The organism is Pedobacter aquae, assembly GCF_008195825.1.
GTDB classification, from domain to species: domain Bacteria; phylum Bacteroidota; class Bacteroidia; order Sphingobacteriales; family Sphingobacteriaceae; genus Pseudopedobacter; species Pseudopedobacter aquae.
The window spans coordinates 26330-40936 of record NZ_CP043329.1 but is presented as its reverse complement, the minus strand read 5'-3'; the positions used below and the strand labels follow the sequence as shown (position 1 = coordinate 40936).

The following is a 14607-nucleotide window of genomic DNA, read 5'->3' as shown; positions in this document are numbered from 1 at the left end:
AATATGCATGAAATTAAAGAGCTATCTTTCAAGTAACACAGTATTTACATCCAACATAAAGAACTTTAATAAGAGTTTAAAAATCCCCAAATGATGTTTTTGGTAAAGGAGGATATATTCTCATTTCTGCTGGTAATTTGATGTATTCATTGTAAGATTTAATGATATAAGTTCTTAATTCTACATCGCTCATTTCTTTTATCTCTGAATAAGTTGGCCTAAAATAAGACATAAAATCTTCTAGAAGTTGCCCCCGCACTTTAGTAAGTTCTGTTACCAATTCTCTGTTAAAACGTCTATCTATTAAACGTTCATTAAGTTCGGTATCCATAAACTTTTGAAATTCTCTTTTTTGTTGAGATTGCTTACTAAAAGCATTATATAAACTCAAACCGCCATCTTTGGTTAAAATAGTAGTATTGGCGGCAGAATAAGCAGCAGAATAAGCGGCTCTAATTTGAGCATCGGTTTTATTAGCTTGAGCAGATACAATAACTTCATTTAAAACAATCATCCTAGTTCTTAACAAAACAATACGAGGTTCTAAATTTTCAACAATTAAGGTATCACTTTGGTAGCCTGGGCAAGAGAAAACAACTAAATCTCCAATCTCGGCTTTAACTTTAAAATCACCTTTTTGTCCGCTGTGGTCTACTTCTCTTTGGGTAAGATTATTAACAAAAACCAATTTTAACTTACTTCTTGTATCGGCATCATAAGCGGTACCGGTTAATATGCTTTGTGCGCATAAAAACCCAGGTGCTATAAGAAACAAAATTAACCAGAAGCCTTTCATAAATTATGTTTAATTGTATTAACAAATTAACAACCATTTTGTATCCTACAATGTCAAAAATCTGTTAATAAACCTTAGAAAACAACTTATTAACATTATTTAACGCTTCCTTAAGAAAACAATTTATTAAGTTCTGCTTCGTCGTAACCAATAATTATGGCTTTGGAAGTTTCTATAACTGGTCTTTTGATTACACTGGTATGATTCAACATCAGCTGTACGGCAGTGTGTTGGTCTTTTACAGCTTCTTTAACTTTTTCGTCTAATCCACGCCAAGTTAAACCTTTTTTATTGACTACTTTTTCCCAGCCTAAGGCATTACACCATTTAGTTAGATGTTCTTCATCTATACCAAGCTTTTTAAAATCATGGAAATTTACTTCAACCTTATTTTCTTCTAACCATGTTCTTGCTTTTTTTACAGACCCACAGTTAGGTATACCAAATACTTTAACGCTCATATTATATTTAACTAAACTTACGAAGCTAAATATTTAACAGCTGATATTGAAATTTGTTATTGATCTAGATTTATCAATACTCTTCTTTGGTATCTAGAAATTGATGTACAGGTTTATAATGTAAATCAAAAGTGGCTGCAACTTCACGATAAACTACTTCTCCGCTAATGATATTTAATCCTTTAAGCAGTTCATAATTATCTAAACAAGCTTTTTTCCAACCTTTATCTGCAAGTTGCAAAATATAAGGGAATGTACTATTAGTGAGTGCTATGGTTGAAGTATAAGGTACAGCGCCCGGCATATTGGTTACGCAATAATGTAAAATACCATCAACAATATATGTTGGATTTTCATGAGTAGTAGGCTTACAAGTCTCAATACATCCACCTTGGTCTACAGACACATCTACGATAACAGTTCCTGGCCTCATGAGCTTTAGCATATCTCTGGTAATAACGGTAGGGCATTTTGCTCCGGCAACTAAAACTGCACCAACTATTAAATCATGATTTGTGATTAACTTTCTGATGTTATATTCGCTACTAAACATGGTAACTACATGAGGCGGTAGAATATCATTCACATATCTTAATCGCTCTATATTGGTATCAACTATGGTTACATGAGCGCCTAAACCGGAAGCCATTTTAGCAGCTTGCACACCAACCACACCGGCACCAATAATTAAAACTTTCCCTGGTGTTACACCCGGTACGCCACCTAAAAGTACTCCTCTGCCCATTACTGGTTTCTCTAAATATCTTGCACCTTGTTGAATAGCCATTCTGCCAGCAACTTCAGACATAGGCACCAAAATAGGTAAAGATTTATCTGTACATTCTACCGTTTCGTAAGCTAAACATACAGCCCCACTATCCATCATGGCATATGTAAGCTTTCTATGTGAAGAAAAATGAAAGAAACAAAAAATCAATTGATCTTTTCTGGCAAGTTTATACTCGCGTTCTTCAGGTTCTTTAACTTTAACAATCATATCTGCCCTACCCCAAACCTCATCTCCTGTTAAAATAATTTGAGCGCCAGCTTCTTCATAGTCGTCATTTCTAAAGCCACTTGCTGCGCCAGAATGAGTTTCTATTAAAACTTCATGCCCTCTTTTCACTAATTCATGCACACCAGCGGGCGTAATACCTACTCTATTTTCATTATTTTTAATTTCGCGAGGCACTCCTATAATCATTTTGTCAAAGTTTTAAACAAATAAATAAAAAATCATTAACAAAATAGCTATTTATTTGAACTTATTTTTATTTGATTGTAATTTTTTTAAAATGCATGAATATTGTTCAAATTATAATTTTTTAAATTTTAAAGAAAGTGTAATTTTGGATTTTATTATATCTATGATTACGAGGGAAACGAAAGATTCATTTATTTTTATAACGCAGCATGAACATGCTACTATCTCAGGAGAATTTTTGTAAACTTAAAGAAAGAGTTTATACCTACAGAACATTTTGAATCGTTAAAATTTGCTATTTACCAACATGATAGGGCTTGGATTATTCCAGACTCTGAGCCAATTTGGAACGATAAGCTTCAAAAACCTTTTGATTTTATAGCGTATCCTGAGAACATAAAACTACACTTTTACAAACTTGGAATTGAGCAAGTAGACCAAGCAAATTCTTATGCCGCTTTAATTTGCAGCATGCACTACAGTAGCTTTTTTGCAAATTCTGAAACCGAGTATGGTATATCTTTTTATGAAAGAGAAACTTTAAGGCAAAAACATTTAATACAACGCTTAAAAATACAAACATCTACTTATTTAAATTACCAGTTAAAGGTATTACAGCTTTGTGATGACTTATCTTTATACGCCTGCATGAATAACCCTGGTGTAGATAAGAAAAACGAGCATCCGCTTTTTAAAGATGGCTTTAATAACTCCGAATTTTTTCATGATAATGGAGAGCAAAGGATTATTGCTAATTATCAGGATAAAAACATCATTAAGTTTAATAGCAATTTGTTTGAAAAGCCTTTTGAGATAAAAATCACTTTCAAAAAAATACTTAAAGAAAACATTCAAAACGAAGGTCTACTAACAGCCTTTACCAAGCAACCTTGGTTTTATCACAATATTAAAATCATCTAAATGACACTATATTTATAGCAGAAATAATACTCGGGCTTAAGCCTGATTCTTTTATTTTTGCAGCCATGGCAGAAAAAAACAGGTTCTATATCATTTTATCACTTGGAATTTTATCTGCCGTGGGTCCGTTTAGCATTGATATGTATTTACCGGCTTTCCCGGTAATGGCAGATAATTTAAATACTACAGTACCGCATATACAACTATCTTTAAGCAGCTATTTTATTGGAATTTCTTTAGGCCAACTTATTTACGGTCCTCTAATAGATAGGTTTGGCAGATTAATTCCTCTTTTTACAGGCCTATTTATATACCTACTTACCTGTATTGCTTGTGCCTTTGCAAACACTGCCGATACTTTAATTGTGATGCGATTTTTTCAGGCTTTAGGAAGTTGTGCAGGCATGGTTATTTCCAGAGCCATGGTAAGGGATATTTTCCCGGTAAGTGAAAACGCAAGAATTTTTTCTTTATTGATGTTGGTTATTGGCGTATCGCCTATACTTGCTCCTACATTAGGTGGTTATATGAGTAGCGGTTTAGGCTGGCGCTCTATATTTATTTTTTTAATTCTATTAGCTGTCTTCACCATTTACATGTGCTATAAATATTTGCCAGAAAGTAAACCTGCAGATAAAACCATGTCTTTAAAACCCAAAGCAGTATTAGAAGATTTTTGGTTTGCTTTTTCTGAACCACGCTTTATTTACTACGCTCTTGCTGGCGGTATAGCATCAGCAGCTATGTTTGCTTATATAGCGGGTTCTACCTTTGTTTTTATTGAACTTTTTGGTTTTACAGAAAAACAATATGGCTGGTTATTTGCATTAAATGCTATTGGTTTAATAAGTGCCAGCCAATTAAACAGTAAATTACTTAAGAAATATCCTATAGGGATGATTATAAAAAACTCAAGTAGGGTACAACTTACTACAGTTTTATTACTCGCTATATTATCAGCAGCACAATTGTTAAATGTTTACAGCACTTTAATTTTGATATGGATATTCATGTCGGCTTTAGGTTTCTTTTCTCCCAATACCTCAGCATTATCTATGGCGCCATTTGATAAAAAAGCGGGTATAGCATCTGCTTTATTAGGGTGTTTCCAGATGCTTTTTAGTGCTTTAGCATCCTTTGCTGTAAGTTTTTTACATGATGGTACAGCCTTTCCTATGATAGGGGTAATGGCCTTCTGTATTATTTGTAGTTTTTCTTTGGTTTATATTGGCCAAAGGCAAGCAAAGAAATATCACGCCTAAAATTTTCACCGATTTTTTACTGCCTTTTACCGAGAAAACACCCTGTTTCCCCATTTAGATATGAGTGCTTAAGGGTTTCTATCACATCTTTGAACCATAATCATTAAAGACATGGAAAATCAAGAAATAAAAAACAATAAAAAAAGATACAACAAACAAGTTGTTGGAGGTGCCTTCCTCGTTATAGGCTCGGCATTATTAGCTAAACAAATGGATCCAAACATTACTGTTTTAGAAGAATGCAATAATGGTTTTGAGGGCTTAAAAGCCATCAAAGAACATGAACCTGATTTGATTTTCTTAGACATACAAATGCCTAAAATTACTGGCTTTGAGATGCTTGAACTGCTAGATCAAAAACCTCAAGTTATTTTCACCACTGCTTTTGAAGAATATGCCATCAAAGCTTTTGAGGCAAATGCCATAGATTATTTACTAAAACCTTTTGATCAACAGCGTTTTAATAAAGCCATAACAAAATGCTTGTCAGAACAGCTAACACAAAATTTTAAAACTGTTTTAGAAGAAGCTTCTTTAACCCCGGCACAAAATGAACGTGTTGTAGTTAAAACAGGTAGTAAAATTAAAATCCTCCCTGTTTATGATATTATCTATTTAGAAGCCGATGATGATTATGTGAACATACATACTCCAGAAGGCGCTTTTCTAAAAAATAAAACCATGAGCTTTTTTGAGAAAAACCTATCTGAAAAAGAATTTATTAGGATTCATCGCTCCTATATCGTAAAGCTAGATCAAATTACTAAAATAGAAAACTACGAAAAAGATAGTCATATCGTGTTACTTAGAAATGGCCAAAAACTCCCCGTAAGCAAAAATGGTTATCCAAAATTAAGAGCTGCATTAGGGATGTAATCATAGAAAACTCCTTCTTTTCTGTTAAAGAAGCCTGTTCTAATATTTCTCTAAAATAGTATCTTCGCAATATGTCAACGGTACAAATAAAAGAGCAAATAGCAGCATTAGTAAAAGAGCTAAAACAGCATAATTACAATTATTATGTGTTAGCTATGCCAAGCATTTCTGATTACGATTTCGACATCAAGCTAAAAGAATTAGAAGCTCTTGAAAAACAGTATCCAGAACTTGTACACCCTGATTCTCCTACTTTAAAAGTTGGCGGAGAAATTACTAAAAGCTTCAAAACCGTTGTTCATAAATGGCCCATGCTTTCCTTAGGCAATACCTATAATGCACAAGATTTAATAGATTTTGATCAAAGAATTAAAAAAGCCATAGGCGATAATTTTCAATACGTTTGCGAGTTAAAATTTGATGGTTTATCTATCAGTTTAACTTATGAAAACGGAAAATTACTAAAAGCCGTTACCCGTGGAGATGGCACCAAGGGCGATGATGTAACCGCAAATATCAAAACATTAAGAAGTATCCCGCTGAGTGTCCCTCATCAAAATGTTCCAGAACATTTTGAGATACGTGGTGAGGTTTTCATGCATAAAGCTGCTTTTGAAAAACTTAACCAAGAACGTATAGAACAGGGCGAACAAGCTTATGCAAATCCAAGAAACTTTGCATCTGGAACTGTAAAAATGCAAGATTCTGCCGAAGTTGCTAAACGCCCGCTAGACTGCTTTTTGTATTTCCTTTATGCAGACCAAAATCCGTTTAAAACGCATTGGGAAAGTTTGCAAGCTGTAAAAAATTGGGGTTTTCATGTTTCTGAGGAAAGTAAACTATGCAATACCATTGAAGATGTTTTGCTATTTATAGAAAGCTGGGAGACTAAAAGATTTCACTTAAGCTACGACATTGATGGTATCGTTATTAAGGTAAATAGCTATGCCCAACAACAAGAATTAGGCTTTACAGCGAAATCTCCACGTTGGGCAATCAGTTATAAATATAAAGCTCAAGAAGTAGAAACCACTTTAGAAAAAGTAACTTACCAAGTTGGTAGAACCGGGGCTGTAACGCCTGTAGCTAATTTAAAACCTGTTTTATTGGCGGGTACAACAGTAAAAAGAGCAACTTTACACAACGCTAACGAAATTTCAAGACTTGATTTACATGAAAACGATACTGTTTTAGTAGAAAAAGGCGGAGAAATTATCCCGAAGGTTATACGCGTAAATCTAGAAAAAAGAAAAGCCGATGCTGCAAAAATCAATTATTTAGAAAATTGTCCAGAGTGCGGCACACAGCTCATCAGGAAAGAGGGAGAAGCTGTTCATTATTGCCCTAATGACGAGGGTTGTCCACCACAAATTGTAGGTAAAATGCAGCATTTCATCAGCCGTAAGGCAATGAATATTGATGGAATAGGTTCTGAAACTATAGAAGCGCTTTATCAGAAAGGCTTAATTAGGCATATTAGCGATATATACTTATTAAAAAACCACGAAACTACCTTAAAAAGTATGGATAGGTTTGGAGAAAAATCTGTCAATAACATGCTAGATGGTATAGAGCGCTCTAAGCAAGTGCCCTTTGAAAAAGTGCTTTTCGGCTTAGGAATCAGATATATTGGTGAAACTGTTGCTAAAAAATTAGCTTTTCATTTTAAAAATATCCAAGCTTTACAAAATGCTTCTTTTGAAGAGCTCATTACAGCAGATGAAATTGGAGAACGCATAGCACAAAGTATTTTAGAATATTTTGCTGATGAAAAACATCAACAAGAAATAAATCGCTTAAAAGAAATAGGTTTACAGTTTGAAATTGAAGAAAAGGAAGTAATTTTACAGAGTTCAAAATTAGCTGGCCAAACTTTCGTTATATCGGGTGTGTTTGAACAATACAGTCGAGATGAGCTTAAAGACATCATTGAAAGTAATGGAGGTAAAATATTGAGCGGTATCTCTGGCAAGTTAAATTACTTGGTAGCCGGCGATAATATGGGGCCTTCTAAATTAGAAAAAGCCAATAAATTAAACATTCCTATCATTACTGATGCGGCTCTTTTAAAGATGTTGGAGGAATAAAAAAAGGGAAAGAGATGAAGCAATTCTTCAATAGTTTAAGGCTTAGGTCTGGTTTTGCAAAATTAAAGCATGAACTTAAAAAACTTAAGCGTAACAATCATTCTATATCATTAAAAGATGCACAAAATATTGGTATTTTAGTGCCTATAAAAGATGCTGAACAGATTGTTGAAGCAGAACATTTTGCAAAAACTTTGCAAACTGATAATAAAAAGGTAAAATTGCTCGGTTTTGTGTTAGACAAAGGCTTAAAACTAAAATCAAGAACCAATATAGAGCTTATTTCTGTTGAGGATATTGATTGGAATTATATTCCTAAGAAAGAAAAAATAGGCAATTTCATTAATCATGAATTTGATATTTTAATAAACCTTTGTACTGATTTATGCTTCCCGCTAGTTTATGTGGCTGCGGTTTCAAAATCGGTTTTTAAAGTTGCTGCTTATAACCCTAAGCAAGCACCTTTTTTTGATTTCATGATAGAAACACAACAGGAAAGCATTGCAGGCTTTTCTACAGAGTTGAGATATTATTTAGAGAAAATAAAATGAGTAGATTTTTAGGGACTGGTGTAGCCATGATTACACCTTTTCATGCTGATTACACAATTGATTTTAACGCCTTAGAAAAAACCATTAACCATTTAATAGATGGTAAAATTGAGTATATAGTGGTTTTAGGCACAACCGCTGAATCTGCTACATTAACAAAAGAAGAAAAGAAACAGGTTTTTGAATTTGTATCTGAGAAAGTAAACGGAAGAATCCCTTTAGTTGCTGGCATTGGTGGTAATAATACAGCTGAAGTAGTAGCCGAGGTAAGTAATTTTTCTATAAAAGGATATGAAGCTATACTTTCTGTAGCACCTTATTATAACAAACCTATACAAGAAGGTTTCTTTCAGCATTATAAAGCTGTTGCAGAAGCTTCTAAATTACCTATTATATTATATAACGTACCGGGTAGAACAGGCTCTAATATGAGTGCAGAAACTTCATTAAGATTGGCTAAAGAAGTTAAAAACATAATCGGGATTAAAGAAGCTTCAGGTAATTTTGACCAGTTTAATGAAATAGCTGCTCATAAACCAGAAGGTTTTGATTTGATTTCTGGAGACGACCCAGTAACGCTCCCTATGATTGCTTTGGGTGCCGTGGGTGTTATTTCTGTTGTTGGGAATGCTTTCCCATTGAAGTTCTCTGAAATGGTGCGCACTTGCTTAAAAAATGATTTTAAAGGTGCTAGAAAAAGTCATTCTGATTTGCTAGAGTTTACCAGATTATGTTTTGCAGAAGGTAATCCGGGTGGCGTAAAAGCAGCTATGAAAGAATTAGGCATTTGTGAAGATTATTTACGCTTACCTCTAGTTCCTGTTAGCTCATCAACCAGAGCTAAGATTAAAACAGAAGTAGACTTTTTAAGATAAGCTGAGATAAAATATTTTAAGCGGAGTAGAAGTAAAAATAATCTTCTACTCCGCTTTTTTATTTGCACTATTCTCTAATTAGCTTATTCAAAAATCCTATAAATTCTTGATTGGTATAATCTGCACCGCCTTCATGCTTGAACACCAATTTACCTTGCTTACTTAAAACAATAGTTGTTGGAATACTATTTCCTAAATAAGCACTTGGCACTGCACTAGCGAGGGCGTAAACAGGTAAATCGAAATTCCTTTTTTGCATAAACTTTAACGATTTCGGAAAATCTTGATCAACATCAACAGTTAAAACAACAAGCTTATCATTTTCCTTAAACTGCTTTGCCATTTGATGGATAGACGGCATTTCTGCAATACAAGGCGGACACCAAGTAGCCCAAAAGTTAATGAACACTACTTTACCTCTTAAACTAGATAATCTTACTTCCTTACCTGTTTTATCAATAAAAACAACCTCATTTTCTAAAACTAGAGGAGTTTTAATTTCTTTGTCCTTAGGTAAATCAGGCTGAAACAAACCCACTTTCATTAAGCCTTCTATTACTTTTCCTTTAACTTGCGGACTAAATACCATCGCTAAAGCAAAAAGAAGCAATAAAGTAGTTGAAATATTAGACCAACTTAATAACTTTTTATCATTTTTCTCTTTCTCTACCATCATCATCTAATTTAATCCCGCTTACAAGTATTCAGTTTAAAAAGTACGTATAAGGGGCAAAAACTCACTAAACTTGTCAGAACAAATACAATAGCTAACACCAATAATACAATACCTAAAGTTCCGCCTATCATTTCATTAAAGTACAATAACGTAATTAATAAGGCTATAATTACTCTTAGGCTTCTATCTAAGCCTCCCATATTGTTTCTCATATTTCTAAATTTTAATGGTTATTTCTATTTGATACATTACACCCGCCAATACCACAAGCAGAAACATTAAAAAGTCCTTGATAAAGTAAAATTGCTGCTAAAACACCTATCAACACTTCTTCACGAGTAATAGCTTCATAAGCGATATAAATACCCGCTAGGATTTTTATGATTCGCATAACATTCCAATTATTTAGCAATAAACTTCTCATAAACCTGTTTCTTTAATCTTATAACAAATATGAAATAATAGCACTTGGATTTAGGTGACATAAGTCACTTTAGCCCAAATTTTAAAATAAAAAAATCCCTAACTACTTGCTAGAGATTTTTCTGAAAGCTTATAACAGCTTAATATTTTCTACTTATAACTTTAAACTTATAACTTTTTACATTATACTTATAACTTCCTACAGCATACCACCACAAACAGAAATTACCTGGCCGTTTACGTAAGCACTCATATCTGAAGCTAAGAAAACACAAACATTAGCTACGTCATCTGTTTCACCTGCCCTCTTCAAAGGAATATCTTTTTCCCATCCTTCTACAACTTTTGGATCTAAAACAGCTGTCATTTCTGTTCTGATAAAACCCGGAGCCACAACATTGGTTCTGATATTTCTTGAACCTAATTCTTTAGCTATTGATTTAGAAAAACCTATAATACCAGCTTTAGATGCTGCATAATTAGACTGACCAGCATTTCCTTGTACACCAACTACAGAACTCATATTAATAAAAACACCATGACGGTTTTTCATCATAATTTTTGATGCTGCTTTTGTGGTATTAAAAATTGATTTTAGGTTAACTTCTAATACATCATCCCAATTTTCTTCAGACATACGCATTAATAAACCATCTTTAGTGATACCCGCATTGTTTACAACAATATCTATAGTACCAAAATCAGCAACAATAGCATTAATCAATTGCTCTGCCTCGGCAAACTTTGAAGCATCAGAACGGTAACCTTTTATTTGGGTACCATATTGCTGCAATTCTTTTTCTAAAGCTTCGCCTTTTTCTACTGATGATAAATATGTAAAAGCAACATTTGCACCTTGCTCTGCAAATTTCTCTGCAATTCTTTTTCCTATTCCTTTAGACGCACCGGTAATTAATGCGGTTTTTCCTTGTAATAACTTCATTTTATTTGATTAAGATAAAGGCGTGAAATTATCATTTTTTTTTTGATAAGCATACAAACCTTATAAAAAGCAAAAGGCATTCTTGTTGAAGAATACCTTTTACTATTAAATTTTAAAATTTATGTGATAATATTAATCTTAATATCTTCTTTTTCTTTCTCCGCTAGAAGGTCTTCTTTCTCCGCCACTACCGCTTCCACCTTCTTTTCTTTTGCCAGAAAAATCTCTAAATCCGCCGCCGCCGCTGCTTCTTTCTCCTCCTCTATCACTTCTTTCTCTTCGCTCGCCGCCACCACTTCTGCTACCGCCACCGCCATAGCTTTTTCTCTCTCTGTCTCCACCACGACTACCACCGCCGCCGCCGCCTCTTCTCTCACTTTTTCCTTCTCCAGAAACTTCAATTCGTACATCTCTACCGTGGAAATCTACTTTTTTGAAGCCTTCAATTACTTTCTCTGCAATTTCATTTTCTACTTCAAAGAAAGAGAAAACACCTTTCATATCTATTTTACCAACAGATTTGCCGCTTATACCTGCATTATTACAGATATAACCTAAAAGATCTCCTCTTGTAAAATCATCAACAGAGCCAAGGTTGATAAACAAACGTGTAAATCCACTTTGTCCTGCTCTGCCGCCATCTCTTTCTCTACCGCCACGCTCATCTGAAGCAGTATTTAAATCTGGAGCATTTTTGTAATAATCTAAGAATCTGTTAAACTCTAAAGATGCGAAACGTTTAATAACGTCTTCTTTAGTTAAATCCTTAAACTCGTCCATAATCCTAGGAAGGTATTGTTCTATTTGAGAATCATTAACTTCTACATTATGAACTTTATGTACCAAACCAAATAATTGTTTCTCAACAACATCAAAACCAGTTGGAATTTCTGCTTTTGTAAATTGCTTACCAATTACTTTTTCTATTTGGCGTATTTTATATAATTCTTTTGAATTGATAATGGCAATAGAAATACCTGTTTTACCAGCTCTTCCTGTTCTACCACTTCTGTGTGTATAGTTTTCTATCTCATCAGGTAAAGAATAGTTGATAACGTGTGTAACATCGCTAACATCAATACCACGGGCAGCAACATCAGTAGCAATTAATAATTGCAAACTTCTATCGCGGTAACGCTTCATTACTTTATCACGCTGTTGTTGAGATAAATCTCCGTGTAAAGAATCTGCATTGTAACCATCTTTTACTAAAGATTCTGCAATTTCTTGAGTTTCTATTTTAGTACGACAAAATACAATACCAAAAATCTCTGGGTTAAAATCTACAATACGTTTAAAAGCTGCGTATTTATCTCTAGCTTTAACAATGTAATACTCATGCTCAATATTAACATTACCAGTGTTTTTTGTCCCCATGGTTAACTCATGTGGGTTGGTCATGTAATTATTAGCAATTGCTCTAACCTCTTTAGGCATAGTAGCAGAAAACAACCACGTTTTCTTGGTGTCTGGGGTTGTAGAAAGGATATCGTTAATATCATCCTGAAAACCCATGTTTAACATCTCATCTGCTTCATCTAAAACTACATATTTCACTTGAGAGAAATCAATAGCTTTTCTGTTAAGGATGTCTAGCATACGACCAGGTGTTGCCACCACAATTTGTACGCCTCTTTTAATGTCTCTTAATTGGTTTACGATGTTTGCACCACCGTAAACTGCAACTATATTAACATTAGGAAGGTTTTTAGAATAATTTTTTAAATCGTTACTGATTTGTAAGCAAAGTTCACGTGTTGGGCAAAGAATAAGTGCTTGTGGGTGATTTTTACTGTAGTCGATCAGTTCTAATAAAGGAAGGCCAAATGCGGCTGTCTTTCCTGTTCCTGTTTGGGCTAATCCGACAAAATCGTTGCTGCCTGATAACAAAACTGGAATGGCACTTTCCTGGATTGGAGTTGGGTTGGTAAAACCTAACTCAGTTATCGCATTAACAATATCATGTCGTATCCCCAATTCATTGAATGGGTTCATGATAATTTATAAAATATGGCAACATTGCCAAATAAAGTGCAAAGGTACAATATTTATACCTGAAAAGCAAAACATGCCTGATATAGCTTTTGCATATCAGGCAAATTCATACGTTTATGGCTTTACAAATTTAGTGTTGATATGACTTGAAGCACTTGTTAGCTTAAAGAAATACACCCCGCTAACTAAGTTTTGATTGAACTCAAACTGATTCAAACCTTTTTCTATTAAGATTTCTTGCTGAGCCAAAACCTTACCTCCTACATCAAATAAACTTAATTTCGCTTTTTCCTTTACGGGAGATAATACCTGAGCAGTCACTAAATTAGATCCTTGTAAAATACTTAAAGTAGCAAAAGGTATATTGGATATTGCTGATTTAACAGCTGACGTTTCACTTTTTCCATCAAAATCTATTTGCTTTAACCTATAATAGTTAGTACCTGGCACAGGATTTTCATCTACAAAACGGTATTTGGTTAAGGCTGTAGTAGTTCCAGAACCATCCTTTGAACCAATTTTGGTGAACGTTTTTCCATCTATTGATCTTTCAATTTCAAAAAATGCATTGTTAGTTTCTGATAAAGTTTCCCAGTTTAATAAAATAGTTTTATCAATAGCTTGTGCGGTGAAAGAGGATAGTTGGATGGGGAGGGGAGTGACTGATTCTATACTGATATTATCTAAAGATATTGTTGCTAACCCGTCTACAAAAGAAAATTTTAAATCGGATAAAACTTGTGATGCTGTTTGAGCAGAATTATCATTAAATTCTTTTAATGTACCTACAAATAAATCCCATGTATCAGGAGCAACTGTCTCTGAACTACCATTAGGAGCTACATATGTATAAGTGGATGAGGAATTATTAACTACCCAAGTGATAGTTTTACTACCTGTGTGAATTACCGAACCATTTACTAAGTCTCCTATATTTCTAACTCTAAATTCTCCTGGAGTATCCGTAATACCAATCCCAATTCTAGAATGAACACTTGCGTTTGCCTCTGCACCATTTGCTGTACCAAAGCCAGAACCTACTTGAAATACAGCAGCTGTAGTAATACCTAATAAATTATTAGTAACCTCTAAATCGAATTTATAAATTATAATGGAAGGAACTGGAGAAAAATCTGTAGTTCTTGAAAAAGTGCCACCACCACCACTAGCTGATCCTCTAGTAAAATTTAACTTAGAGTTGGTAATATTAATGTTATTATTAGCTCCAGAAGGAGCACCAATAGCATTAAACTGCCCGCTATTAGGCGTTGCACTTACATAATCTGCTACCACAGCAGAAGAACTAAAATCTTGTGAAAATATAGTTGTTTGGGCCAATACAGAGTTTGATAACCCCAATAAAAAGAGTAAAATTTTTTTCATTTGTTTAAAATTTGAGAGTTTGAGTAGTTGATGCTAAATATAAAGAGAAAACATTAATTTTATATGAAATTATCAACAATTTATAGCTATATATTTAATCTCAACAAAATAAACTGCTGATTACAAAGAAAACACACTTAAAAACTTAAACACC

At 33.8% G+C, this 14607-nt stretch carries 15 protein-coding genes; 6 read left to right on the top strand and 9 right to left on the bottom strand.

Features of this window, described 5'->3' with window-relative positions; genetic code table 11:
- Positions 1 to 76: 76 nt before the first annotated feature.
- The 3 genes from FYC62_RS00205 to ald all read right to left on the bottom strand — a co-directional run bounded on the left by FYC62_RS00205 (position 77) and on the right by ald (position 2461).
- Positions 77 to 796 (bottom strand): hypothetical protein, encoded by a 720-nt coding sequence (locus FYC62_RS00205; RefSeq protein ID WP_149073496.1) that lies wholly within the window; start codon positions 794 to 796, stop codon positions 77 to 79.
- Between the two features lie 110 nt (positions 797 to 906).
- Positions 907 to 1257, bottom strand: coding sequence for an arsenate reductase (locus FYC62_RS00200; protein WP_039454312.1), 351 nt, complete (start codon positions 1255 to 1257; stop codon positions 907 to 909).
- Positions 1258 to 1330: 73 nt separating this feature from the next.
- A complete protein-coding gene (gene ald / locus FYC62_RS00195) occupies positions 1331 to 2461 on the bottom strand; it encodes an alanine dehydrogenase (protein ID WP_039454311.1) in 1131 nt (376 codons plus the stop codon).
- A 234-nt stretch (positions 2462 to 2695) separates the two neighbouring features.
- On the opposite strand from ald, the gene FYC62_RS00190 reads away from it, so the two are divergent.
- The 6 genes from FYC62_RS00190 (at position 2696) to dapA (ending at position 9033) form a co-directional block, all read left to right on the top strand.
- Positions 2696 to 3382, top strand: coding sequence for a DUF3891 family protein (locus FYC62_RS00190; protein WP_317131533.1), 687 nt, complete (start codon positions 2696 to 2698; stop codon positions 3380 to 3382).
- Positions 3383 to 3447: 65 nt separating this feature from the next.
- Positions 3448 to 4644 carry a multidrug effflux MFS transporter gene (locus tag FYC62_RS00185; protein ID WP_149073495.1) on the top strand — a complete coding sequence of 399 codons (1197 nt, stop codon included), beginning with the start codon at positions 3448 to 3450 and terminating at the stop codon, positions 4642 to 4644.
- A 111-nt stretch (positions 4645 to 4755) separates the two neighbouring features.
- Complete coding sequence (locus FYC62_RS00180) at positions 4756 to 5520, top strand: LytR/AlgR family response regulator transcription factor (RefSeq protein ID WP_394348892.1); 765 nt, start codon at positions 4756 to 4758, stop codon at positions 5518 to 5520.
- A 71-nt stretch (positions 5521 to 5591) separates the two neighbouring features.
- Complete coding sequence (gene ligA / locus FYC62_RS00175; protein WP_149073494.1) at positions 5592 to 7607, top strand: NAD-dependent DNA ligase LigA; 2016 nt, start codon at positions 5592 to 5594, stop codon at positions 7605 to 7607.
- A 14-nt stretch (positions 7608 to 7621) separates the two neighbouring features.
- Entirely contained in the window at positions 7622 to 8158 is a 537-nt protein-coding gene (locus FYC62_RS00170) for a DUF6913 domain-containing protein (RefSeq protein WP_149073493.1), read from the top strand.
- Positions 8155 to 9033 carry a 4-hydroxy-tetrahydrodipicolinate synthase gene (dapA, locus tag FYC62_RS00165; protein ID WP_149073492.1) on the top strand — a complete coding sequence of 293 codons (879 nt, stop codon included), beginning with the start codon at positions 8155 to 8157 and terminating at the stop codon, positions 9031 to 9033. Before FYC62_RS00170 ends, dapA begins: the two co-directional genes overlap by 4 nt.
- 67 nt (positions 9034 to 9100) lie before the next feature.
- Here dapA and FYC62_RS00160 read toward each other — a convergent pair whose 3' ends face one another.
- From FYC62_RS00160 to FYC62_RS00135, 6 genes are all read right to left on the bottom strand, one after another.
- Complete coding sequence (locus FYC62_RS00160) at positions 9101 to 9712, bottom strand: TlpA family protein disulfide reductase (RefSeq protein WP_149073491.1); 612 nt, start codon at positions 9710 to 9712, stop codon at positions 9101 to 9103.
- Positions 9713 to 9717: 5 nt separating this feature from the next.
- Positions 9718 to 9921 carry a YgaP family membrane protein gene (locus FYC62_RS00155; protein WP_081987684.1) on the bottom strand — a complete coding sequence of 68 codons (204 nt, stop codon included), beginning with the start codon at positions 9919 to 9921 and terminating at the stop codon, positions 9718 to 9720.
- Positions 9922 to 9932: 11 nt separating this feature from the next.
- Positions 9933 to 10100 carry a hypothetical protein gene (locus tag FYC62_RS00150; protein ID WP_205943744.1) on the bottom strand — a complete coding sequence of 56 codons (168 nt, stop codon included), beginning with the start codon at positions 10098 to 10100 and terminating at the stop codon, positions 9933 to 9935.
- 231 nt (positions 10101 to 10331) lie between these two features.
- The gene (fabG, locus tag FYC62_RS00145; protein ID WP_039454302.1) at positions 10332 to 11075 is read right to left on the bottom strand and encodes a 3-oxoacyl-[acyl-carrier-protein] reductase; all 744 of its coding nucleotides are present in this window, start codon (positions 11073 to 11075) and stop codon (positions 10332 to 10334) included.
- 138 nt (positions 11076 to 11213) lie between these two features.
- A complete protein-coding gene (locus tag FYC62_RS00140; protein ID WP_149073490.1) occupies positions 11214 to 13070 on the bottom strand; it encodes a DEAD/DEAH box helicase in 1857 nt (618 codons plus the stop codon).
- A 114-nt stretch (positions 13071 to 13184) separates the two neighbouring features.
- Entirely contained in the window at positions 13185 to 14453 is a 1269-nt protein-coding gene (locus FYC62_RS00135) for a T9SS type A sorting domain-containing protein (RefSeq protein WP_149073489.1), read from the bottom strand.
- Positions 14454 to 14607 lie beyond the last annotated feature (154 nt).

Bases quoted from the DNA above. Each gene is read 5' to 3' on its own strand.
- FYC62_RS00205 (WP_149073496.1), bottom strand. From the start codon at position 796: ATGAAAGGCTTCTGGTTAATTTTGTTTCTTATAGCACCTGGGTTTTTA.
- FYC62_RS00200 (WP_039454312.1), bottom strand. From the start codon at position 1,257: ATGAGCGTTAAAGTATTTGGTATACCTAACTGTGGGTCTGTAAAAAAA.
- ald (WP_039454311.1), bottom strand. From the start codon at position 2,461: ATGATTATAGGAGTGCCTCGCGAAATTAAAAATAATGAAAATAGAGTA.
- FYC62_RS00185 (WP_149073495.1), top strand. From the start codon at position 3,448: ATGGCAGAAAAAAACAGGTTCTATATCATTTTATCACTTGGAATTTTA.
- FYC62_RS00180 (WP_394348892.1), top strand. From the start codon at position 4,756: ATGGAAAATCAAGAAATAAAAAACAATAAAAAAAGATACAACAAACAA.
- ligA (WP_149073494.1), top strand. From the start codon at position 5,592: ATGTCAACGGTACAAATAAAAGAGCAAATAGCAGCATTAGTAAAAGAG.
- FYC62_RS00170 (WP_149073493.1), top strand. From the start codon at position 7,622: ATGAAGCAATTCTTCAATAGTTTAAGGCTTAGGTCTGGTTTTGCAAAA.
- dapA (WP_149073492.1), top strand. From the start codon at position 8,155: ATGAGTAGATTTTTAGGGACTGGTGTAGCCATGATTACACCTTTTCAT.
- FYC62_RS00160 (WP_149073491.1), bottom strand. From the start codon at position 9,712: ATGATGATGGTAGAGAAAGAGAAAAATGATAAAAAGTTATTAAGTTGG.
- FYC62_RS00155 (WP_081987684.1), bottom strand. From the start codon at position 9,921: ATGAGAAACAATATGGGAGGCTTAGATAGAAGCCTAAGAGTAATTATA.
- FYC62_RS00150 (WP_205943744.1), bottom strand. From the start codon at position 10,100: ATGCGAATCATAAAAATCCTAGCGGGTATTTATATCGCTTATGAAGCT.
- fabG (WP_039454302.1), bottom strand. From the start codon at position 11,075: ATGAAGTTATTACAAGGAAAAACCGCATTAATTACCGGTGCGTCTAAA.
- FYC62_RS00140 (WP_149073490.1), bottom strand. From the start codon at position 13,070: ATGAACCCATTCAATGAATTGGGGATACGACATGATATTGTTAATGCG.
- FYC62_RS00135 (WP_149073489.1), bottom strand. From the start codon at position 14,453: ATGAAAAAAATTTTACTCTTTTTATTGGGGTTATCAAACTCTGTATTG.